General features: G+C 74.2%; 12 protein-coding genes. 3 read left to right on the top strand and 9 right to left on the bottom strand.

The features are described from left to right. Positions 1 to 115: 115 nt before the first annotated feature. The 9 genes from ACIO9K_RS04230 to ACIO9K_RS04190 all read right to left on the bottom strand — a co-directional run bounded on the left by ACIO9K_RS04230 (position 116) and on the right by ACIO9K_RS04190 (position 9,381). A complete protein-coding gene (locus tag ACIO9K_RS04230; protein ID WP_400326951.1) occupies positions 116 to 1,072 on the bottom strand; it encodes a TauD/TfdA family dioxygenase in 957 nt (318 codons plus the stop codon). 191 nt (positions 1,073 to 1,263) lie between these two features. Next, positions 1,264 to 2,034 carry an ArsR/SmtB family transcription factor gene (locus ACIO9K_RS04225; protein ID WP_400326948.1) on the bottom strand — a complete coding sequence of 257 codons (771 nt, stop codon included), beginning with the start codon at positions 2,032 to 2,034 and terminating at the stop codon, positions 1,264 to 1,266. Positions 2,035 to 2,501: 467 nt separating this feature from the next. Beyond that, positions 2,502 to 3,179 (bottom strand): response regulator transcription factor, encoded by a 678-nt coding sequence (locus ACIO9K_RS04220; protein WP_363623107.1) that lies wholly within the window; start codon positions 3,177 to 3,179, stop codon positions 2,502 to 2,504. Then, positions 3,176 to 4,429: a sensor histidine kinase gene (locus ACIO9K_RS04215; RefSeq protein WP_400326944.1), complete on the bottom strand. Its 1,254-nt coding sequence runs from the start codon at positions 4,427 to 4,429 to the stop codon at positions 3,176 to 3,178. The genes ACIO9K_RS04220 and ACIO9K_RS04215 overlap by 4 nt, the downstream gene beginning before the upstream one ends. A 197-nt stretch (positions 4,430 to 4,626) precedes the next feature. Further along, complete coding sequence (locus ACIO9K_RS04210) at positions 4,627 to 6,249, bottom strand: ABC transporter permease (protein WP_400326941.1); 1,623 nt, start codon at positions 6,247 to 6,249, stop codon at positions 4,627 to 4,629. Then, positions 6,249 to 7,145 (bottom strand): ABC transporter ATP-binding protein, encoded by an 897-nt coding sequence (locus ACIO9K_RS04205; protein WP_400326938.1) that lies wholly within the window; start codon positions 7,143 to 7,145, stop codon positions 6,249 to 6,251. The genes ACIO9K_RS04210 and ACIO9K_RS04205 overlap by 1 nt, the downstream gene beginning before the upstream one ends. A gap of 3 nt (positions 7,146 to 7,148) precedes the next feature. Next, positions 7,149 to 7,913, bottom strand: a complete 765-nt coding sequence (locus tag ACIO9K_RS04200; protein ID WP_400326935.1) for a DUF4097 family beta strand repeat-containing protein — start codon at positions 7,911 to 7,913, stop codon at positions 7,149 to 7,151. 264 nt (positions 7,914 to 8,177) lie between these two features. Next, complete coding sequence (locus ACIO9K_RS04195; protein ID WP_363623117.1) at positions 8,178 to 9,140, bottom strand: TauD/TfdA family dioxygenase; 963 nt, start codon at positions 9,138 to 9,140, stop codon at positions 8,178 to 8,180. Between the two features lie 43 nt (positions 9,141 to 9,183). Further along, on the bottom strand, positions 9,184 to 9,381 hold the full coding sequence (locus ACIO9K_RS04190; RefSeq protein WP_363623119.1) for an MbtH family protein: 198 nt from the start codon (positions 9,379 to 9,381) through the stop codon (positions 9,184 to 9,186). A gap of 256 nt (positions 9,382 to 9,637) precedes the next feature. Here ACIO9K_RS04190 and ACIO9K_RS04185 point away from each other — a divergent pair, with 256 nt between their 5' ends. The 3 genes from ACIO9K_RS04185 to ACIO9K_RS04175 all read left to right on the top strand — a co-directional run bounded on the left by ACIO9K_RS04185 (position 9,638) and on the right by ACIO9K_RS04175 (position 21,817). Next, positions 9,638 to 10,645: a class I SAM-dependent methyltransferase gene (locus ACIO9K_RS04185; RefSeq protein ID WP_363623121.1), complete on the top strand. Its 1,008-nt coding sequence runs from the start codon at positions 9,638 to 9,640 to the stop codon at positions 10,643 to 10,645. Between the two features lie 10 nt (positions 10,646 to 10,655). Next, positions 10,656 to 12,029: a serine hydrolase domain-containing protein gene (locus tag ACIO9K_RS04180; RefSeq protein WP_400326931.1), complete on the top strand. Its 1,374-nt coding sequence runs from the start codon at positions 10,656 to 10,658 to the stop codon at positions 12,027 to 12,029. A 128-nt stretch (positions 12,030 to 12,157) separates the two neighbouring features. Continuing rightward, entirely contained in the window at positions 12,158 to 21,817 is a 9,660-nt protein-coding gene (locus tag ACIO9K_RS04175; protein ID WP_400326928.1) for an amino acid adenylation domain-containing protein, read from the top strand. Positions 21,818 to 21,821: the final 4 nt, after the last annotated feature.

The raw sequence follows: 21,821 nt of genomic DNA, 5'->3' as shown, positions 1-21,821 counted from the left end.
GGCTCGTAATGCGTAGGTCGCGGGTTCGAATCCCGCAGGCGGCTCTGTAGAAGCCCCAGGACTCACTCGCCGTGACCTGGGGCTTTTGCGTGCGTGGGGTGGCGTGGGGCGGGGATCAGGGGGCGGGCCAGTCGGCCCAGGTGGCGGAGGTCATGGTGACCAGGACGGTGCGGTCGCCCTTGTAGGGGGCTCGGCCGTGGCTGGCGAGGATGTTGTCGACGACCATGACGTCGCCCTGTGTCCAGTCGGGGGCGAGGGTGGTGCGGTCGAAGGCGGCGTGGATCTCGGCCAGGGTGTCGGCGTCGATGGGGCTGCCGTCGCCGAAGTAGGCGTTGCGCGGCAGGTTCTGCTCGGGGAAGACGGCGAGGAGGGCCTCGGTGGTCTTCGCGGGCAGTGAGCCGATGTGGAAGAGGTGGGCCTGGTTGAACCAGACGGTCTCGCCGGTCACCGGGTGCCGGGTGAGCGCCGGGCGGACCTGGCTGGTGCGCAGCAGGTCGCCCTCCCACTCCCAGGCGATGCCGTTGTCGCGGCAGTAGGCCTCGATGTGCCCGCGGTCCTCGGTCTGGAAGGCCTCCTGCCAGGAGAGGCCGATGCCGTCGTGGTAGGCACGGGTGTAGCGCACGCCGAGGGCGGAGAACTTCTCGACCAGCTCGGCCGGGAGCTCGGTGAGGACGGTGCGGCTGTCCGCGACCGGGGTCTGGCCGCCGGTGCTCGGGGTGCGGGTGGCGAGGAAGAAGAGGTGGTCCGGCCAGCGCGAGGAGTAGGAGCTCTCGTTGTGCTGGGGGATGCGCTGGTCGGCCGGGTACTCGGTGGAGGTGTAGACGCTGCCGGCGACCCGCGAGCGCGGGGTGGAGCGCTCGGTGTACTCCAGGGCGCCGCCGCCGAGGACGGCGGCCACGCCGGCCAGCTCGTCGGTGGAGGCCACCGCGGCGCCGATGAGCCTCAGCGAGCCGTGGCGCAGGGTCAGCCGGCGTAGTTCGGGGCGGTGGGCGAGCAGCCACTCGCCGCGCTCCGTCCGGTCGGGAACGGTGGCGACGGGCTGCACCGTCCCGCTCTCTTCGAGGAAGGACACTTCAAGGTCCGTACGCGATCTCGTCACGGCGGCTTCACCTCGTCTGTGCGGTGGTGTCGGGGATCGGGAACGCTGTCATCTTCGCCGCGTGGCCGCTGCCGGGGACAGGCGATTAAGAGAGGCCCGAAAACGTCTGGCGAACGCGGGGCCGGGGCCGCGGTGGGGCCGCGGACCCGGCGGTGGGCCGAGGGCTACCGGCCGGCCAGGACGGACCGGCCGTGGGGCGCGTTCCGGTGCGGCGCCGTGCCCGGGGGGTGGGCCAGGAGACGGGTGCCGCCGTTCAGCAGGGAACGGCCCAGGGGAGTCACGGTGTGCAGGACGAGGTTGCGGGTGCGACGGGTGGCGATCAGGCCGGCCGCCCGCAGGACCGAGGTGTGCTGGCTGACGGCGGCGTTGGAGACGCCGACGCGGTCGGCGAGTTCGCCGTTGGTGCTGCCGTTGAGCAGGGCCTCCAGCAGGGCGGCCCGGGTCCTGCCGACGAGGCTGGCGAGGGCCTCGCCCTGGGCGGGGTCGAGCGGCCGCTCGGCCTCACGGGTGCCGAGCACGGCGTCCCCGCGGGAGTCCGGGCGTATCGGGAAGACCAGGGCCGGGGCCGGTTCGGCCTTGACCACGGTGGCGTGCGGCGGGACCACGGCGGGCGCGGTCAGGAACAGCGACGGCGTGATGAGCAGGCCGCGGCCGCTGAGCTCGATGGTCTCGTCCCGGTCGTCCTCGACCTCCAGAACCGGTGCCCGCCAGTGGACGCGCGGGTGCAGGGCCTGGAGCAGCGTCTCAACTCCGGAGGCGCTCATGATCTGCCGGTAGGCGTCGGTGTCGCGGACCAGCCGGGCGTGGATGGCCTGCCAGTACGGGAGGACGGCGATCGTGCCGAACTCCTGGACCAGGCCGTCCGGGCCGGAGGGGAGGTCCTCACCGGTGGTTCGTTCCGGAAGCCGCGGTAACGGGTCGGACGGATCGTCCACCTGCGGTGGCGGAGCGCCGAGCAGATCCCAGATGGTCCGTCCGGAAAGGTCGAAGCGGTGTATCAGACGCTGGAGCTCTTCTCGGCTCCGTACGCTGTTGGTGACTGTCTGATGCCATCTTCGGAAGTAACCACCCGAGTTCTTCGACCAGTTGTCCAAGGCGAACGCCGCCTCGGCCTCGGCTGTCGGTGGTCCGGCGACCCGGACGCGGACGAGGTCCTCCATGGAAAAGACGATGCGGCTCACGAACGTGTTCCCCTTCCCCCGAAGAGAACTCGGCCACGCGGACGTTCGGCCGAAGTTCCCCCTCATTCGACTGGGGGCAATCATCGCCGTTCCCCGGCGTGCCGGGGTATCCCCCGTTCGGGAGATCCGCAGGATCGGGCCAGGGGGTCGCACTCGGTGACAGGAAGGGTGGGGGCGGTGGAGGTGCGGCGAACAGAGGGTGTTCTACCTGGGTGTCGTCCCTATCCCTCACCCCGCTGCATGGTGCCGCCCTCCCAGGCCCAGGCGGCGATCTCGACCCGGTTGCGAACCTTCAACTTCGTCTGGACGCTGGCCAGATGGGACTTGACGGTGGAGAGGGAGATGGCCAGCGTCTCGCCGATCTCCTGGTTGGTGCGGCCGCGGGCGACCAGCCGTGCCACGTCCAGTTCCCGGTCGGTCAGGACGGTCGGGGAGAGCGTCGTCGCGGCGGCCTGGGCCGCCCCGGGCCCGGCGGCGGAGAGCCGCTTGAGCAGCCGCACGGTGACGGCGGGGGAGACCATCGCGTCGCCGGCGGCGACCGCGCGGACCGCCTCGATCAGCAGGGTCGATCCGCTGTCCTTGAGCAGGAAGCCCTGGGCGCCGCCGCGCAGCGCGCCGTAGACGTACTCGTCCAGGTCGAAGGTGGTGACCACGACCACCCGCAGCGGGTCGCTCACCCCGGGGCCGGCCAGCAGCCGGGTGACCTGCAGGCCGTTCAGCCGGGGCATGCTGATGTCGACCAGGCAGACGTCGGGCCTCAGCCGGCGGGCGAGTTCGACGCAGGTGGCGCCGTCGGCGGCCTCGCCGAGCACCTCGATGTCGGGCTGGCTGTCGAGGATCAGCCGGAAGCCGGTGCGGACCATGTCCTGGTCGTCCGCGATGAGCACCTTGATGGTCATGCCGGCATCCTCCGAGTGCTGGGGTCCGTGTTCCTCACGGGGAGCAGGGCCGTCAGCTCCCATCCTCCCGCATCGTCCGGGCGCTCGGTGAGCGTTCCTCCGACCGCCCGGACGCGCTCCTGGAGCCCGAGGAGGCCGAGGTCCTGCTGTCCGAGGTGGGGGACACGCAGACCCTTGCGGGCCGTTCCCCCGCGCGGCGGTCCGCTGCGTACGGTGGCCTCCAGGGTGGACGGGCCGAGGCCTATCCGTACGGTGACCCCGGTGGCGTCCGGGGCGTGCCGGCGCACGTTGCTCAGGCCCTCGGTGATCACCCGGTGCGCGGTGGTGGCGATCTCGGGGGCGAGCCGGGCGGTGAGCGCGGCCTCGTCCAGTTGCAGGTCCACCGAGGCGCCGCCCCGGCGGAAGGACTCCACCATGACGGGTATGTGCGCGATGCCCTGCCCCGAGAGCGGCGAGGCGGCGGCCAGGTCGGTGCCCTCCCGCAGCATGGCGACCAACTGCCGCATCGACTCCAGGGATTCGCTGCCGGCCTGCTCGATGTCGTCGAAGATCGGGACGACTTCCTGCGGCGCGGTCTGCCAGATCGCCCGGCCGGCCTGAGCCAGCACGATGATGCCGGTGACGTGGTGGGCGACGAAGTCGTTGAGGTCGTTGGCGAGGTCGATCAGTTCGTCGCGGCGAACCTGTTCCACGGCCCGGAGCCGGCGGGTGTCGGCCGCGCGCAGGTAGCAGCCGAGGGCGATCGCGACGCCGGCGACGATGGCCAGCAGCACGACGGTCAGCACCGTCCCGGAGGCGCTGCGGGACACCCGTGCGGCCAGCCCCAGCAGGGCGATCACCAGGGCGGCGCAGGTGCCGAGGACGGCGGCGCGGGCGCGGATGTGCCGGGCGGTGGTGATCAGCAGGAGGCTGAGCGCGAGCAGCTCCATCAGCCCGGGGGAGTCCTGCTCGGTGCCGCGGACGAAGCCCACGGCGGACCAGACCAGCGACCAGAGCGCGGCCGCCCCGGCGCGCAGCTCGGGCCGGCCTCGCGGGCCGAACAGCACCAGGGCGGCCGGGACCAGCCCGGCGAGCGGCAGCAGTGGTCCGGCGGTGTCCAGACTCATGGCCAGGTCCAGCAGCCACAGCACGCCGAACCCGACCGCCAGGGCGGCCCGGGCGGCGCGCGGCAGGGTGGACACCGGCGTCGCCGGGGACGCCTGGTCCGGGGCCGGTTGGGCGAGGAGGTCTCGGAGGCTGGGGAGCCGCACGGGCCGGCCTTTCGGGTCGGTGGAGTCGGACGGTCGATCAGGGAACGGGAGGCCGGAAGGTCGCGGGGGAGCGGGTAGGTCGGGCGGTCGGTGCCTCGGCTGGACGGGGACGGTCGGAGCGGCGCCCGGACGGGGGTGCCGGGCGCCGCTCGGGCCTGGGACCGGGGCTGGCCGGGCCTGTCCCGGAGGGCGGTGGTTCAGCGGTTGGCGCGCCGTACGGAGTCCACGCCGAGAGCCAGGGCGGCCAGTAGCACCGCGGCGGCGGCCACCGCGGCCGTGCCCGGGCCCTTGCCCTCCGCCACGCCGAGGAAGTCGACCTCGGGGATGCGGTTGAACATCGCGTACCAGAGCAGCGGGTAGAGCGCCTGGAACAGCCGGGGACCGCGGCTGACGATCCCGCAGAGCATCGCCAGGGCGGGCACCACCAGGGCGCCGACCAGGGCGGCGACCGCCGCGCCGGTGTCGCCGGAGGCGATCAGCCGGACGATCGGCACCGCGGTGACGGCCAGCGCCACGGCGATCCCGGCGAGCAGTCCTGCCAGCAGCCGGCGGCCTGCGGCCGGGCAGGCGGCGAGCAGGTCGTCGATGCTCCCGGCGCCGGCGTGGTTGCCCATCCGGGACCAGATGAGCACCGGCCAGAGCACGGTGAGCGGCAGCACCGGGTGGAGGACGTTCCCGCTCGGGACGAACGCGGCGAGCACGGCCAGGGCCAGCGTGCCCAGCCACCACCAGCGCATGCCCTGGAGCAGGACGCGCACCTCGCCGACCAGTGTGGGCAGGAAGGACGAGCCCATCCGGGGCGGCGTCAACAGGGACGGGTCGAGGCCGAAGGAGGTGCCCGCGCCGGCGGCCGGCTCCTCGGCGTGGTCGGCGTGGTCGGCGTGGTCGGCGTGCTCGGCACCGGTCCGGTCGGCCGCGCCCTTGGCGCCCGTGACCAGCGCGCCGACCGCGCCGATGGCGGCGGACGGGTCGAAGCGGCGGAACCAGAGCACCGACAGCAGCGCGGCCACCAGCGAACCGGCCACCAGCAGCGCGGCGTTGGCCAGCAGGCCGCCGCCCAGATCGCCGAGACCGAGGCCCTGCCAGTCGAAGGTGACCGGGGTCTTGTCGTCGGAGGTGAGGCCGACGCCGAAGCGCACCGCCTCGGCCGGGTGCCCGGCCGCCGAGATCGCCCGGCGCATCGACTCGCTGATCCGTTCCATGCTCAGCAGGTCGTACGCGCCGGAGGCCTGGGAGGCCATGATGCCGACCAGCCAGACCACGAACCAGATCAGCGCGCCGACGCCGCCGCGCAGGCCCGGCAGGGTGTCGAAGAGCACCGCGCAGGCCGCGACGAGGGCCAGCAGCGGGAGCGTGATCAGGACGAAGGGCAGCAGCAGGCGCACGACGTCGACGTGGTACGACTCGCCCTTGACCAGCTGCACGCCGAACGCGGTCACCGCGAGGGCGAGCAGCATCGAGCCGAGCACCAGCAGGTTGCTGCAGAACTTGCCGAACAGGTACGAGGGGCGGGTCATCGGCGTGGCCGCGAGGATCTGGCCGACGCCGTTGCGCTCGTCCTTGGGGACGGTGCCGCGGGTGATGTTGAAGCCGGCCAGCGCCAACCAGACAGCGCCGCCGAGCGCGGTGACGGTGCCGACGTAGCCGCTGGTGTACAGGCCCCGGTAGCCGCTGATCTGGAAGACCTGCCAGGTCGAGGAGCCGACCGGGGCGGCCAGCAGGCCCAGGGCGAGCGTGCCGAGCAGGACCACCAGGTAGGCGGGACGGCGTCGGCGCTCCCGGAAGTCGGCGAGGGCGAGCGCGGTGACGGTGCCCGCCATCAGCGCACCACCGCCTGCGGGACGGCCGGAGCCGGGGCGGAGGTCAGCAGCAGGTAGGCGTCGTCGAGCCCCGGCGGGACCGGCTCGGCGTGCTGGGCGGGCGCGTGCGGGGAGATCACCCGGGCGCGAACGCCCTGCGGGGTGCGGGTGGTGCCGCCGAGGACGAACCGCGAGCGCAGGGCCGGGATCTGGTCGGAGGCCACGGTGAGCTCCCAGACCGAGCCCTCGGCGAGCCGCAGGAGCTCCTCCGGGGTGCCGTGGTGGATCAGCCGGCCCTTGCCCATGATGGCGATCCGGTCGGCGGTGGCCGCCACGTCGGAGACGATGTGGGTGGAGAGGATCACGATCCGCTCGGAGCCGAGGCCGGTGAGCAGGTTGCTGAACCGCATCCGCTCCTCCGGGTCGAGGCCGACGGTCGGCTCGTCGACGATCAGCAGCTGGGGGGCGTTGAGCAGCGCCTGGGCGATGCCGACCCGCTGGCGCATGCCTCCGGACATCGAACCGAGCCGCTGCTTGGCGGCTCCGGAGAGGTTGACCAGGTCGAGCAGCTCGGTGATCCGGGCGTTCGCGGAACGGCCCTGCAGCCCCTTGGCCGAGGCCAGGTAGGAGAGGAACTCGCGGGCGGTCAGCTGCGGGTAGACGCCGAAGTCCTGTGGCAGGTAGCCGATGGTGCGGCGCAGCGGGCCGGGGTTCTCGGCGATGTCGGTGCCGTTCCAGAACACCCGGCCGGAGGTCGGCTTGGTGACGGTGGCCAGGATTCGCATCAGGCTGGACTTGCCGGCGCCGTTGGAGCCGAGCAGGCCGAGCACACCGGGGCGCAGGGTCAGCGAGAAGGAGTCCACCGCGCGCTTGCCGCCGCGGTACTCCTTGGTCAGATCGGTGATCTGGAGTTCCATCGCTCAGTCCTTCGTGTTGACGCGGACGACACCGACCTTGGAGGCGACGGTGATGGCGTGGGCGGAGTTCGGGTCCTCGCCGACCTCCACGTGGGGGTTGGACGAGCCGGCCTTGGCCTCGACGTGGTAGCGGGTGCCGTCCTCGGGGACCCGCACGGTGATGCTGCCGGTGTCGGACTCGGCCTTGACCTTGTCGGGCGCCTTGACGAAGGTCAGCTTCACGCTGCCGTTCTCGTTGGCGACGTCCACGTCGGCGGAGGAGAGGCCGCTCGCGTCGACCTTGCCCTTGTCGGTGCGGACGGTGAGCGGCGCGGCGAGGCCGTCGAGGTCCACCGAGCCCTGCTCGGTCTTCACGTCGAGCTTGCCGTCGATGCCCTTGGCGGTGATGCCGGCCGATCCGCTGCCCTGGACGGTCACGGCCACGCCCTTGGGGACGTGCACGGTGTACTGGGCCTTGCAGTTGAGGACGATGCCGCTGCACTTGCCGGACAGCTTGAGGGTCTCGCCCTCCAGCGTCCAGGCGGCGTTGCCGTCCTTCGCGGCCTGGCCGGCGAGCCTGCGGTCGGCCCTGAGGGTGGTGCCGTCGGCGGGCACCAGGGTCACATCCTTGTCGGTGTCCACGGTGAGGTGCGTGCCCTGGAAGCCGAAGTCCTTGGAATCGTTGCGGGGTTGGGCGTCCAGGTCGTCGCTCACACCGCAGCCCGTGAGTGCGATGGCCAGTGCGGAGATCGGGGCCACCCAGGCCAGCTTGGCGGTCGACATTTTCATACCCGTCATGCTCCCGGCGGGGCCGGGGCGGCGACATCCGCCTTTCGGGAGAGATCGGCGGGGCGTCTCGTTCCTTTGGCCGAGGACGCGCTCTCGTTCTTTCGGCCGGGGCGGCACGGATGAACGGACGGGGGTGGACCGGGGGTTCACTATACGAATTCCCCGGGGAAAGAGCGCCCGCCCGGCACGGGCCGGTGAAGGCCGTGCCGGGCGGGCGGGGAAGGGGTGTTCGGAAGCGGTTGTCGCGGGCCGTCGGATCCGACCTCAGATCAGTACGGTCCGCTTTCCGGTGACGGCGCTGATTCGCCGGGCGTCGCGGGTGAGATTGACCCGCTTGAGCCAGCGGTCGGTGCCGTCGAAGCGGCAGCGGAAGGACTCCCGGCCGTGCACCACCCGGAAGTTGTCGACGAAGACCAGGTCGCCGGGGGCGAGCGAGATCCGTTCCACGTGCTCGCCGAGGACGGCCTGGACGGTCTCCACGGCTGCGGCGGCCGCGTCGTCGCCGGGCAGCGGGCGCATGAAGTCGATGTCGAAGCGCAGGTAGGGGGCGTTCGGGGGGCCGAACAGCACGGCGCCGAGCTGCGAGCCGTCGCCGGCGCTGTCGGGCAGCGAGCCGAGGTTGTGGGAGTCGTCCGGGAGGAACAGGAAGCGCTCCTGGAACAGCACCTCGCGGACGTCCTGGGGCAGGTCGAGCGCCTCGGCGCGGACGTAGGTGGTGCCCACCTGGGTGGGGTTGCGCAGGCACAGCAGGGCCACGTAGTCGCTGCGGCAGGGGTGGAAGACGTCCTCGGTGTGGAAGTTGAGTTCCCTGGTGCTGCTGGCGCTGGTCAACGAGTTGTCGTCCTCGGGGGTGGGGCAGACGTCGTGGACCAGCCGGCCGGCCTGCTGGCTGGTCCAGCCGAACGGCTCGGCGAGCCCGGCGCCGACCAGGGCCAGCACGCCTTCCTCGTGCCAGCCCGCGCCGAGCTTGGCGGCCGGTTCCCAGCCGAGCGGGGTGGGCTCCAGGTCGGCCCGGACCGGAAGGTTGGAGACCACGGTGATGGCCTCCCCGCCGGTGCGGGTCGCGGCGAGGAAGGTCCGCAGCCGCTCCGGCAGCCGCTGGGCGGCGCCGGTGGCAGCCGCGGACATCCGCGAGGGGTCCTGGTCGCCGTTCAGGGACTCCAGGAATTCATCGGCGAGAACCGCGATCTCGTCGCGCTCTTCATCGTGCAACCGCAGCGTGGACACCGCTTTCCTTTCTTTCGCGTCGGTGCGCCCTGGGGGTTTCCGGTCAGGACGCGGTGGAGCGTGGGCGGAGATCGTTCCAGTTGCTCTCGATGTAATGCAGACAGTCCTCCCTGGAGTCCGGTCCGTACGTCGACGACCAACCGTCTGGAACGTCGAGGAAATCCGGCCAGAGGCTGTGCTGGTTCGCCTGGTTGACCAAAACCCGGAAGGTGCCGTCGGCATTCTCGAACGGGTTTCCCATTCGTCTCTCCCTGAACTGGTGTGGGGCCGGCACTGGCACCGCTCATGCTGGGAAGCGGTTCGGCGTGCTGACAAGCTCGTTAAGCCAGGCCTTAAATCGGAAAACGGACCCTTCGACTTCGCTTCGTCGAATGCCTGCGGCGGACCGGTAAATCGCGCTGACCTGCGGTTATCGTGCCCTGCTTAAGGAGCTGGAGCCTGCTGTTGGTTCCGGTCGAAACTGATGTCACCTGCCGGAAACCGAACAGGAGGCATCCATGTCGATCACTGAAGTGGCGATACCCGGAGCAAAACTGACATCGGCCGACATCTACAACTCGGCGGTGGCATCCTGGGCAATTGCCGCAGCCTGGGAGGTGGGCGCGCTCGACGAGCTGAACGGCGCCGCCTCTCTGGATGCGGAGGAACTGGCGGAAAAGCTCGGGCTGGACCCGGTCGCGTCCCGCGGGATGTTCCAGGCGCTCGCCTCGGTCGGAGTCGTCACCCGTGATGGCGGCACGATCAGCCCCGGCCCGATCTTCGACGAGGTGAACACCTACCGGTCGTACTTCCACTGGCTCAGCCGGGGCTGCTCCGGTCTTTACACCGAAATGCCCTCGGTGCTCCGAAAAGAGAACCGGGTCGGCTCCTTCTACCACCGGGACGGCGCGGCCATCGGCTACGCCTGCCGCGAGCTGTCCTCGTTCTCGTTCGACCCGGCGTTCTGGGCCGCGATGGACCGGCTGCCGTTCGACTTCAAGGTCGCCGCCGACCTCGGCTGCGGCAGCGGCGAGCGGCTCATCCAGATCGCCAACCGCTACCCGGGCACCCGCGGCCTCGGCCTCGACATCGGCCTCCCGGCCGTCGAGATGACCACCCGTGAGGTGGCCAGGGCCGGCCTGTCCGACCGCATCACCGCTCTCCAGGCGGACGCTCGCGACCTGGCCCCGCATCCCGTCTTCGCGGAGGTCGAGCTGCTCACCTGCTTCATGATGGGCCACGACTTCTGGCCCCGCGAGAACGCCGTCAAGTCGATGCGCACCCTGCGCGAGCGGTTCCCCAACGTGCGCCGCTTCCTGCTGGGCGACACCACCCGCACGGTCGGCTACCCGGACCGCGGGATCCCGCTGTTCAACCTCGGCTTCGAGTCCGCCCACGACCTGATGGGGGTGTACGTGCCCACCCTGGACGAGTGGTACGGGGTCTTCGAGGAGACCGGTTGGAAGCTGGCCGGCGAGCAGCGGATCGAGTCGCCCGCCGCCTCCGTCGTCTTCGAGCTGGAGTGACCCCGACACCATGACGACCACCTCGGCACCCCCCACCAGGAGCGTCGACCCGGCCAGCGCCGGCGGGCTCGGCCGGCTGCTGCACCGACTGATCCGCCGGCACACCGTCCCCGGAGCCCAACTCGCCCTCCTGCACCGGGGCGTGACCTCGGTCGTGACGGCCGGGGAGGAGTGCTACGACAGCGGCCGGCCGGTCACCGCGGAGTCCCGGTTCCCGGTCGGCTCGCTCACCAAGCCGTTCACCGCCGCGCTGCTGACGACCCTGGCGGACGAGGGCGAGGTGGACCCGGACGCCCCGCTCGGCGGGCGGTTCCGCGAGTTCGCGGCGCTGCCCGGGTCGCTCGGCAGCGAACTGACGCTGCGGCACCTGCTCACCCACACCGGCGGACTGCCCGGGAGCCACCCCGCCGAGCAGCCGCCGGCCGACCGCGACCAGTACCTCAGGGAGGCCGCGGCGGCCGTGGTCTGCCCGCCGGGCACGGCCTTCTCCTACTCCAACGTCGGGCTGGTGGCGGCCGGCCGGGTCGCCGAACTGGCCCTCGGCATGCCGTGGGAGGAGGCCGTCACCTCGGTCCTGCTGCGTCCGCTCGGCATCCGCGCGGCCTTCGTCACCGGCTCGGGCGCCGCCGCCGGGCACGTCCCCGGGCACGCCGCGCAGCCGGCGTACGGTACCGCCCGCCCGGTGGCCCAGCTGCTGCCGCCGGTGGAGGCGCCGGCCGGCGCGCTCGCGCTCGCCGCCGCGGACCTGCTGCGGTTCGGCACCCTGCTCGCGGACGAACCGGTGCGCCCGCGAGGGCCGCTGCTGCCGCCGCCCCGGGTCACCGAGACGATGCGCCGGATCGAGCCGAACACCGACGCGTTCGGCCTGGCCGACGCTTGGGGCCTCGGCCTCGCGCACTACCTGGCCCCGGACGGCCGGACCTGGGTCGGTCACGACGGCACCGGCGACGGCACCTCCTGCCACCTGCGGGTCGACCCGCAGGAGGGCACGGTCGTCGCGCTGACCACCAACGCGGGCACCGGGCTCGCGCTCTGGGACGACCTGCTGGCCGAACTGGGCGGGCCCGGGATCGAGGTCGGCAGTCACCCGTTCACCCGGCTGCGCGGCGACGCGCCGCCGGCCCCCGACCACCTCCTCGCCGACTGCGCGGGGACCTACCGCAACGGCGCCACCGAGTACCGCCTGGTCCATGACCCGGACGGCCTGCGGCTCGACCAGGGAGGCCGACCGTTCGCCCGGCTCGCCGTCCGGTCGGACCTGGCGTTCTCGGTCGTCGAGCTGACCACCGAGCGGACCGGCTACACCGGCCGCTTCCACCGGGACCCGGACACCGGGCGGATCGACCGCATGCAGGTCGGCGGGCGCTTGGCGGCCCGGTGGTGAGCGGCGGCGCACGGCAGTAACCAGCGTGTTCCGGACTCCCGCGACCCGCGGGAGTCCGAAGCCGTCGTCGGACCGGACGGCCGGGCGGCTGAACGGGCAGAGCAGACCGAAGGGCAGGAGACACGACCATGTCGCACGAGGCGGCTTCCCCGGACGCACGGCTCATCACTGGCACCGACCCGGCGTCGGCGGAGGCGGCGGGGTGGCACGCGGGACCGCCGGCGCCCGCCGCCGGCACCCTGCCCGAGCTGCTGCGCCGGCAGGTCGAGCGGGCCCCGAGGGCGCCCGCTCTGGTGTCCGGGGTCGGCACCCTCTCGTACGCCGAGCTGGACAGCCGGACCAACCGGCTGGCGCACCTGCTGATCGACCGGGGCGTCGGCCCCGGCAGCATCGTGGCGCTCGGCATGGCCCGCGGCGCGGATCTCGTGCTGGCGGCCATCGCCACCACCAAGGCCGGCGCCGCCTACCTGCCGGTCGATCCGGCCTACCCGGCCGAGCGGGTCGCCTACGTCCTCGCCGACGCCTCGCCGCGGCTGCTGCTCACCAACGGCGCCGGTTCGGTCCGGGCCGTCGACGGCCCGCCGGCCGTGCTGGACCTCGCCGACCCGGCCGTCGCCGAGGCGCTGGCGGGCTGCCCGGACACCGACCCGGCCGCGGCCGGGAAGGTCGGGCGGGGACACCCGCTGGACGCCGCGTACGTCATCTACACCTCCGGATCCACCGGGCGCCCCAAGGGCGTGGCCGTGCCCCACCACGGCCTCGCCGCCCTCACCGCCCAGCACGTCGCCCAGCTGGCGGCCGGCCCCGGTTCCCGGGTGCTGCAGTTCGCCAGCCCCAGTTTCGACGCCTCGGTGTTCGAGCTCTCCATGGCGCTGCTCACCGGCGGCACGCTGGTCCTGGCCGATGCCGCGCGGCTGGTACCCGGTCCGGCCTTCGCCGACCTGCTGGCCGAACTGCGGATCACCCACGTCACCCTGCCGCCGGCGGTGCTCGCCACCCTGCCGGACGGGGCGGTCCCGGCCGGCGTCACCGTCGTCACGGCCGGCGAGGCCTGCTCCGCCGCGGTCGCGGCCCGTTGGGCGCCCGGCCGGCTGATGGTCAACGGGTACGGGCCGACCGAGTCCACCGTCTGCGCCACCATGAGCGACCCGATCCCCGGGGACGGCACCGCCCCCGACATCGGACGCCCGGTGACCGGCACCCGGGTGCACGTCCTCGACGAGCGGCTGCGGCCGGTCGCCCCCGGCGCCGTCGGCGAGCTGTACGTGGCCGGGGACGGGCTGGCGCTCGGCTACCTGGGCCGCCCCGGTCTGACCGCCGAGCGCTTCGTCGCCGACCCGTACGGACCGGCCGGCGGCCGCCTCTACCGCACCGGCGACCTCGCCGAGTGGACCGCGGACGGCGTGCTGCGCTACCGCGGCCGGACCGACGACCAGGTCAAGATCCGGGGCTTCCGGGTCGAGCTGGGCGAGGTCGAGGCCGCCGTGCTGACCCACCCGGCCGTCGCCGAGGCCGCCGCCGGAGCACCCGAGGACGAGCGCGGCCACCGCCGACTGGTCGTCCACGTTCGCGCGGAGGCGGGCCTGGCCGCGCCCACCCGGGCCGAGCTCGCCGCCCACCTGCGCCGCACCCTGCCCGAGCACCTGCTGCCCTCCGCGGTGGTCCCGGTCGGGCACTTCCCGCTCAACCCCTCCGGAAAGGTGGACCGCGCCGAACTGCCCGCGCCGGACTGGACCGGCCGCGGGGTCGCCCACGTGCCGGCCGACGGCCCGGTCGAGGAGGCCGTGGTCCGGATCTGGGAGGAGGCCCTCGGCACCACCGGTGTCGGGACCACCGACGACTTCTTCGACCTCGGCGGCGACTCGCTGCTGGGCGCCCGCGTCCTGGCCCGGCTGAAGGCGGAGTTCGGCACCGCACCGAGCCTGCGCGAGCTGTTCGCCGCGCCGACCGCGGGCGCGGTCGCCGCCCTGGTCGGACCGGCCGGGCACATCCCCGCCCCGGTCGGGGCCGTCGCGCGCGACGGCGCGCCGCGTGGCCGCGGCGGCACCGTGCCGATGTCCTTCGCCCAGGAGAGCCTCTGGTTCCTCCACGACGCCGCCCCGGCCCTGGCCGGGTACGGCGCCGCGGTCGGCATCGAGCTGGCCGGCGAACTGGACGACGAGGCGCTGCGCGCCGCCTTGGGCGCGGTGCTCGCCCGGCACGAGGTGCTCCGCACCACCTTCCGGGCCGGCGAGCACGGCGGCGTGCAGGTGGTGCACGAGCCCGGCGAGCCCGCGCTCGACGTGGTCGACCTCACCGCGCTGTCGGCCGGGAAGGCGGCGGACGAGCACGAGCGACTGCTCGCCGAGGCGACGGCCCGTCCGTTCGACCTGGTGGCCGGGCCGCTGCTGCGCGCCCTGCTGATCCATCTGCCCGGGCAGCGGCACGTGCTGGTGCTGGACCAGCACCACATCGTCACCGACGGCTGGTCCACCCGCGCCCTGCTCCGAGAGCTCTTCGAGCTCTACGGCCGGGCCGTGCACGGGCCGCTCGGCCCGGTGGCGCCGGCGCCCGACCAGTTCGCCCGCCACGCCGCCGACCAGCGCGAACGGGCCCGGGCCGGCGCCTGGGACGCCGACATCGCGTACTGGCGCGAGCGGCTCGCGGACCTGCCGCCGCTCGACCTGCCCGCCGACCGGCCGTGCTCGGCGGCCCGCACCGGCGCCGGCGCCCTGCACCGGTTCCGTGTCCCGGCCGAGCTGGCCGCCGGGCTGCGCGCCCTGTCCCGGGCCCGTCGGGCCACCGTCTTCATGACGCTGACCGCCGCCGTGCACGTCCTGCTGGCCCGGCACAGCGGCCAGCGCGACTTCGCGCTCGGCATCGCCACCGCCGGCCGCCGCGACGGCGTGGACGACGACACCCAGGGCTTCTTCGCCAACCTGGTGCCGCTGCGCACCGCGCTCGACCCCGCCCGGCCGTTCGGTGAACTCGTCGACGCCGTAAGGGAGTCCACCCTGGTCGCGGTCGAGCACGGCGAGGTGCCGTTCGACCGGCTGGTCGAGGCGCTGCGTCCGGTCCGCGAACCGGGCCGGATGCCGCTGGTGCAGGCCGCCGTCACCTACCAGGAACCGCTGCTGGGCCCCGGGGCGGCGGCCGCCGGGCTCGACCTGGCCGAGGCCGAACTCCCGCGATCCTCCTCGCGGTTCGACCTGCTCTTCGAGTTCTGGAACCACGGCGACACGCTCGGCGCCGGCATCGAGTACAGCACCGACCTGTTCACCGCTGCCACGGTCGCCCGGCTGACGGACCACCTGCTCGGCCTGCTCCGGTCGGCCGTCGCCGACGCCGGCGCGCCCGCCGGGGAGCTCGCCCTGGTCGGCGCGGAGGACGCCGGGGCCCGGCGGGCCCGGGCCGACTGGCACGACACCGAGACCACCTACCCGCGCGATGCCCGGGTCCACGAGCTGTTCGAGTACGTCGCCCGGCTCCGCCCGGATGCCGTCGCCCTGGTGCACGAGGAGACCGCCGTCGGCTACGGCGAGCTCAACACCCGGGCCAACCGGCTGGCCCGCCGACTGGCAGCCGCCGGGGTCGGGCGCGGCACGCTCGTCCCGGTCTGCGCCCGGCGCTCGCCAGGGATGGTCGTCGGGCTGCTGGCGGTGCTCAAGGCCGGGGGCGCCTACGCGCTGCTCGACACCGGCCTGCCGGTCGAGCGGCTGCGGCTGATGATCGAGGACCTGGCCGCGCCGGTCGCACTCGTCGGGGCCGACGCCGAGGCGACCGTCCGGGCGGCCTGGCCCGCCGCGGGCGACCCGGTCCTGCTGTCGCTCACCGACCCGGCCACCGACGCCGAGGACGACTCCGACCCGGCCGTCCCGGGCAGCGCCGAGGACCCGGCGACGGTGATGTTCACCTCCGGCTCCACCGGTCGGCCCAAGGGTGTGCTGGCGGCCCACCGCGCCACCGTGCGCACCTTCGTCGGCACCGACTACGCCCGGTTCGGGCCGGACGAGGTGGTTCTGCAGTCGGCGCCGATCTCCTGGGACGCGTTCTCCCTGGAGCTGTTCGGCGCGCTGCTGCACGGCGCCCGCTGCGTCCTCCAGCCGGCCCCCACGCCCGAGCCGGAGGCGATCGCCGAGCTCGTCGAGCGGCACGGCGTCACCACCCTGTGGCTGTCCTCCAGCCTGTTCAACGTGATGGCCGAGGAGTACCCGGGCGTCTTCGGGACGCTCCGCCAGGTGCTGACCGGCGGCGAGGCGGTCTCGGTCGAGCACGTCGGCCGGGTGCTGCGCCGCCACCCCGGGCTGCGCCTGGTCAACGGCTACGGACCGGTGGAGTCCATGGTGTTCGCCACCACCCACCGGATCACCGAGCGGGACCTGGAGCGGGCCTCGGTGCCGATCGGCCGCCCGCTGGCCAACACCCGGGTCCACCTGCTGGACCAGGACGGACGGCCGGTGGCGGACGGCGTGCCCGGCGAGCTGTACCTGGCCGGCGACGGCCTGGCGATCGGCTACCTCGGCCGGCCCGAGCTGACCGCCGAGCGGTTCGGCCCCGCGGTCTTCGACCCGGCCGAGCGGCTCTACCGCACCGGCGACCTGGCCCGGATGCTGCCCGAGGGCGTGCTGGAGTTCCTCGGCCGGGCCGACGACCAGGTCAAGGTGCGCGGCTTCCGGATCGAGCCCGGCGAGATCGTCGCCGCCCTGCTGCGGCTGCCGGAGCTGGCCGACGCCGCCGTCCTGGCACTGCCGGACGGCGCGGGCTCCAAGCGCCTGGTCGGCTACCTGGTGCCCCGGGACGCCGAGCAGCGCCCGGACACCGCCGTGGTGCGCGCCGCGTTGGCGCAGCACCTGCCCTCGTACATGGTGCCGTCCGCCTTCGTCACGCTGCCGGCGCTGCCGCTGAACGCCGCCGGGAAGCTCGACCGGGCCGCCCTGCCGGTGCCCGAGGCCGACGCCGGGCGGGCCTACCTGGCGCCGCGCGACGAGAAGGAGCGGCTGCTCGCGGAGACCTGGGCCCGGTTGCTCGGCGTGGAACAGGTCGGTGTCGAGGACAACTTCTTCGAGCTGGGCGGGGACTCCATTCTCACCATGCGGGTCGCCGCCCGGGCCCGCGCCGAGGGGCTCTCCCTGCGCTCCGGCGACGTGATGCGGCATCAGACCGTCGCCGCACTCGCCGCCGTGGCGGTCTGGGCCCGGGACGAGGCGCCCGCCGCCGAACAGGGCCCGGTCGAGGGCGAGCTGCCGCTCACCCCGATCCAGCGCTGGTTCCACGGCACCGACCCGGCCCGGCCCGGGCACTTCGACCAGACCGTCCGGGTCGAACTGGCCCCCGGAGTCGACGAGTCGGCCCTGGAGCGGGCGCTGCGCGCCCTGTTCGCGCAGCACGACGCGCTGCGGCTGCGCTTCGCCGGGGCCGTCGGCCACCACGCGCCCGGCCCGGGCGGCCCCCTGCTGCACGTCGTCGACCTGGCCGGCCTGCCGGTCGACGAGCAGGACCGCCGGATCGACGACATGGCCGAGCGGGCCGAGGAGTTCGACCTCGCGGAGGGCCCGCTGTTCGGTGCCACCCTGCTGCGCGGCGACACCGGGCGCCCGGACGTGCTGGTGCTGGCGGCCCACCACCTGGTGGTCGACGGCGTCTCCTGGCGCATCCTGCTGGAGGACCTCGCCGACGCCTACCGGCAGGCCGCGGTCGGCCGGGAGGTGCGGCTCGGCGCCAAGACCACCTCGTTCCGGGCCTGGGCGCTCGACCTCGAAACCCGCACCGCCGCCGGAGAGTTCGAGCCCGAGCGGGCGTACTGGGACGGCGTGCCGGACCCGGCGACGCCCCGGCTGCCGCGCGACCGGGCAGGCTCCAACACCGCGGCTTCGACCCGCACGCTGACCGTCCGGCTGACCGCCGCCGAGACGGACGCGGTGCTCCGGGAGCTCCCGGCCCGCTACCGGGGCGGCCCGGACGACGTCCTGCTGAGCGCGCTCGGCACCGCGCTGGCCGCCTGGACCGGCCTGCCGAAGGTGCTGGTGGACCTGGAGGGCCACGGCCGGACCGAACGGGACGGCACCGACCTGTCCCGCACCGTCGGCTGGTTCACCGCCGTGTACCCCGTCGCCCTCGACCTGCCCGACCCGGCCGCCGGCTGGCCGGCCGTGCTCAAGTCCGTCAAGCAGCGACTGCGGGACGTCCCCGGCGGTGGCCTCGGCCACGGCGCGCTGCGCGACGCGGCCGCCCACCGCACCGAGCGCGACCGCGCGCCCGAGGTGAGCTTCAACTACCTCGGGCGCTTCGAGGAACTGCCCGAGGGCGGCCCGTTCGAGGCGGGCACCCGGCCACGGATGTGGCTGCGGCAGTCCCCGGAGTCGGTCCGTCCCCACCTGCTCGACGTCATCGCCGTCCTCGGCGACGGCGGCGCCCTGGAGCTGCTCTGGCAGTACTCCGACCAGGTGCACGAGGAGGCCACCGTACGGCGCCTCGCCGAGGCGACCGCCGACGCGCTGCGCGCGCTGGCCGCGCACGCGGGCGAACCCGGAGCCGGCGGCCGGACCCCCTCGGACTTCCCGCTGCTGCGGCTGGACCAGGCCGCGGTGGACCGGCTGGCCGGTGACGGCCGAGCGGTGGCGGACCTCTACCCGCTCACCGCGATGCAGGCCGGCATGCTCTTCCACTCGTTGGAGGCCGCCGCCGAGACCGGCGGTCAGGACGCCTACTTCGCCCAGTTCGCCTTCGTGCTGGACGGTGTGGACCGCGTCGACCTGCTGGAACGCGCCTGGCGCAGCACCGTCGACCGAACCCCGGTGCTGCGCACCACGGTCGCCGACACCGGGGCCGGCGGGTTCGTCCAGCGGGTGCTGCGGACCGTCCCCACCCCGCTGACCGTGCTGGACTGGAGCGGACTGGACGAGGCCGGACGGGCCGAGGCGTTGGAACGGCTCTTCGCCGCCGACCGCGCGCTCGGCGTGGACCTGGCCGACGGCCCGCTCACCCGGCTCACCGCGGCCCGGCTGGACAGCGGCTCGTTCCACCTGCTGTGGACCTTCCACCACGCGCTGCTGGACGGCTGGAGCCTCTACCAGGTGCTCTCCGACCTGTTCGCCGAGTACGCGGCGCTGCGCGCCGGCCGGCCGTCCGCCGCCGTCGAGCGGCCGCCGTTCCGCGACTACGTGGCCTGGCAGCTCGCTCGGGACACCGACGAGGCGCAGCGGTACTTCACCGAGCGGCTGGCGAGCCTGACCACCGCCACCCCGCTGCCCTTCGACCGCAGGCCGACCGGCGAGCACCGGGTCAGGTCCTCCGCGCGGCTGCGGGTGGAACTGCCGGCCGAGCTGTCCGCCCGGGTCTACCGGGCCGCGCGGGACCGGCAGGTCACCGTGAACACGGTGGTCCAGGGCGCCTGGGCGCTGCTGCTGTCCCGGCTGTCCGGGCAGGGCGACGTCTGCTTCGGCGCGACCGTCTCCGGCCGCCCCAACGACCTCGACGGCGCGCCGGACATGGTCGGGCTGTTCATCGGCACCCTGCCGGTCCGCGCCCTCGCGGACCCGCGGGCCGAGCTCGGGCCCTGGCTGCGCGAGCTCCAGCAGGAGCAGGTGCGGGCCCGCGTCCACGAGCACCTGCCGCTCACCGCGATCCAGGCCCGCAGCGGGATCGCCGCCCCGGCCAGGCTCTTCGACAGCGTGCTGGTCTTCGAGAACTACCCGGTGGACGACGCCGCGCTCACCGTCGGCGGCCTCGCCCTGCGCGACGTGAGCGCCGACGCCGAGACCACCAACTATCCCGTGGCGGTGGGCGTCTACCCGACCGAGCGGCTGACCTTCTCGTTCGCCTACGACCCCGCCCTGTTCGACGAGCGGACGGTGCGGACCTTCGCCGACCGGCTCGGTCTGCTGCTGGGCGGCATGGCCGAGCCGGAGCGGGACGCGCCGACCCGGCTGGTGGACCTGCCCTGGCTGACCGAGGACGAGCTGCGGCGGCACCTGACCGGCCACGACGACACCGCGGTCGCCGTGGACCGCACCACCGTGCCGGAGCGGATCGCCGCCCAGGCCCGGCGCACTCCCGCGGCGCTCGCGCTGACCGGCCCCGACGGCCGCCTCGACTACGCCGACCTGGCCGCGCGCTCCGACGCGCTGGCCGCCCGGCTGCGCGCCGCCGGGGTCGGCACCGAGGACGTGGTGGCCGTCGCCATGCGGCCCTCCGCGCTGCTGGTGGTGACCCTGCTCGCGGTGTGGAAGGCCGGCGCCGGATACGTGCCGCTGGACCTCCAGCACCCGGCCCGGCGGCTCGGCGCCCTGCTCGCCGAGTGCGGTCCGGTGCGGCTGCTGGCGGACGTCGAGGGCGTGGCGGCTCTGGACGGCGAGGCGCCGGCCGGCTGCCCGGTCGACCTGGTGGACCTGGCGGGCCTGGCCGGCCCGTACGACCACACCGGGGTCGTCCGACCCGCCCCGGCGGACACCGCGTACGTGCTCTACACCTCCGGTTCGACCGGCACCCCCAAGGGCGTGGTCGTCGAGCACGCCTCGCTGGCGCACTACCTGGCCCACGCCGCCGACGCGTATCCGGGCCTGCGCACCTCGGCCCTGCTGCACTCCTCGATCGCCTTCGACCTCACCGTCACCGCGCTGTGGACCCCGCTGACCCAGGGCGGCACGGTCGTGGTGTCCCCACTGGAGCCGGACGCGCTCGCCGAACTGGCCGCCGCCGGCACCGCGGTGGGCTTCGTCAAGGCGACGCCCAGCCACCTTCCGCTGCTGGAGCGCCTGCCCGACGTGGCGGCCGGCTCGGCCGACCTGGTGGTCGGCGGCGAGCAGTTGCCCGGCGAGAGCCTCGCCGGCTGGCGGGCCCGGCACCCCGGCAGCGCGGTGATCAACGAGTACGGGCCGACCGAGGCGACCGTGGGCTGCATCGTGTACCGGGCCGAGCCCGGGCAGCCGCTCGCCCCGGGCGCCGTCCCGATCGGCCGGCCGATCCGCAACACCCGGGTCCACCTGCTCGACGGCACGCTGCGCCCGGTGCCCGACGGCGTCACCGGCGAGCTGTACCTCGGCGGCGACGGCCTGGCCCGCGGCTACCGGGGCCGTCCGGCGCTGACCGCCGAGCGGTTCGTCGCCGCCCCGTTCGGTGCGCCCGGCGGACGGCTCTACCGCACCGGCGACCTGGCCCGGCGCCGCGCCGACGGCGTGATCGAGTACCTGGGCAGGGTCGACGACCAGGTGAAGGTGCGGGGCTTCCGGATCGAACTCGGCGAGGTGGAGAGCGCGTTGACCCGCCACCCGGGCGTCGCCGCGGCCGCTGCCACGGTCGCCGACGGGGTGCTCGGCGGGCACGTGGTGACCACCGGCGGCCCGGACGCGCCGGACGCGGCCGAGCTGCGCCGCTTCCTGGCCGGGCTGCTGCCCGAGCACATGGTCCCGGCGGGCTTCGCCTTCGTCCCGGCGCTGCCCCTCACCCCCAACGGCAAGGTCGACCGGGCGGCGCTCGGCCGACCCGCGGAACGGCCCGCCGAGCCCGCGGCACCGGAGCCGCGGGAGCTGCTGACGCCCACCGAGCAGGCCCTGGCGGACATCTGGTCGGACGTCCTGGAGGTGGCGCAGGTCGGCCCGGACGACGACTTCATCGGCCTGGGCGGGGACTCCATCCGGAGCCTGGGCGTGATGGCGAGCGTCCGCAGGGCGTTCGGGATCTCCCTGTCGCCGCGGGAGGTCATGACGGCCCGGACCGTCTCCGAGCTGGCGGCGCTCATCGAGGACAAGGTCCTGGCGGACATCCTGGCCGCCGAGGGACTGGCGGACACCGGCACGAGCAGCGAGGCATGAGGAG

It is taken from the genome of Kitasatospora sp. NPDC087271 (assembly GCF_044744605.1).
Taxonomy (GTDB): Bacteria; Actinomycetota; Actinomycetes; order Streptomycetales; family Streptomycetaceae; genus Kitasatospora.
Note: the sequence above shows the minus strand (reverse complement) of the source record. Positions and strands in the feature narration are given on the sequence as shown.

Excerpts from the sequence above, each read along its gene's own strand:
- ACIO9K_RS04220 (WP_363623107.1), bottom strand. The coding sequence starts at position 3,179 with ATGACCATCAAGGTGCTCATCGCGGACGACCAGGACATGGTCCGCACC.
- ACIO9K_RS04205 (WP_400326938.1), bottom strand. The coding sequence starts at position 7,145 with ATGGAACTCCAGATCACCGATCTGACCAAGGAGTACCGCGGCGGCAAG.
- ACIO9K_RS04190 (WP_363623119.1), bottom strand. The coding sequence starts at position 9,381 with ATGGGAAACCCGTTCGAGAATGCCGACGGCACCTTCCGGGTTTTGGTC.
- ACIO9K_RS04185 (WP_363623121.1), top strand. The coding sequence starts at position 9,638 with ATGTCGATCACTGAAGTGGCGATACCCGGAGCAAAACTGACATCGGCC.
- ACIO9K_RS04200 (WP_400326935.1), bottom strand. The coding sequence starts at position 7,913 with ATGAAAATGTCGACCGCCAAGCTGGCCTGGGTGGCCCCGATCTCCGCA.
- ACIO9K_RS04180 (WP_400326931.1), top strand. The coding sequence starts at position 10,656 with ATGACGACCACCTCGGCACCCCCCACCAGGAGCGTCGACCCGGCCAGC.
- ACIO9K_RS04210 (WP_400326941.1), bottom strand. The coding sequence starts at position 6,249 with ATGGCGGGCACCGTCACCGCGCTCGCCCTCGCCGACTTCCGGGAGCGC.
- ACIO9K_RS04175 (WP_400326928.1), top strand. The coding sequence starts at position 12,158 with ATGTCGCACGAGGCGGCTTCCCCGGACGCACGGCTCATCACTGGCACC.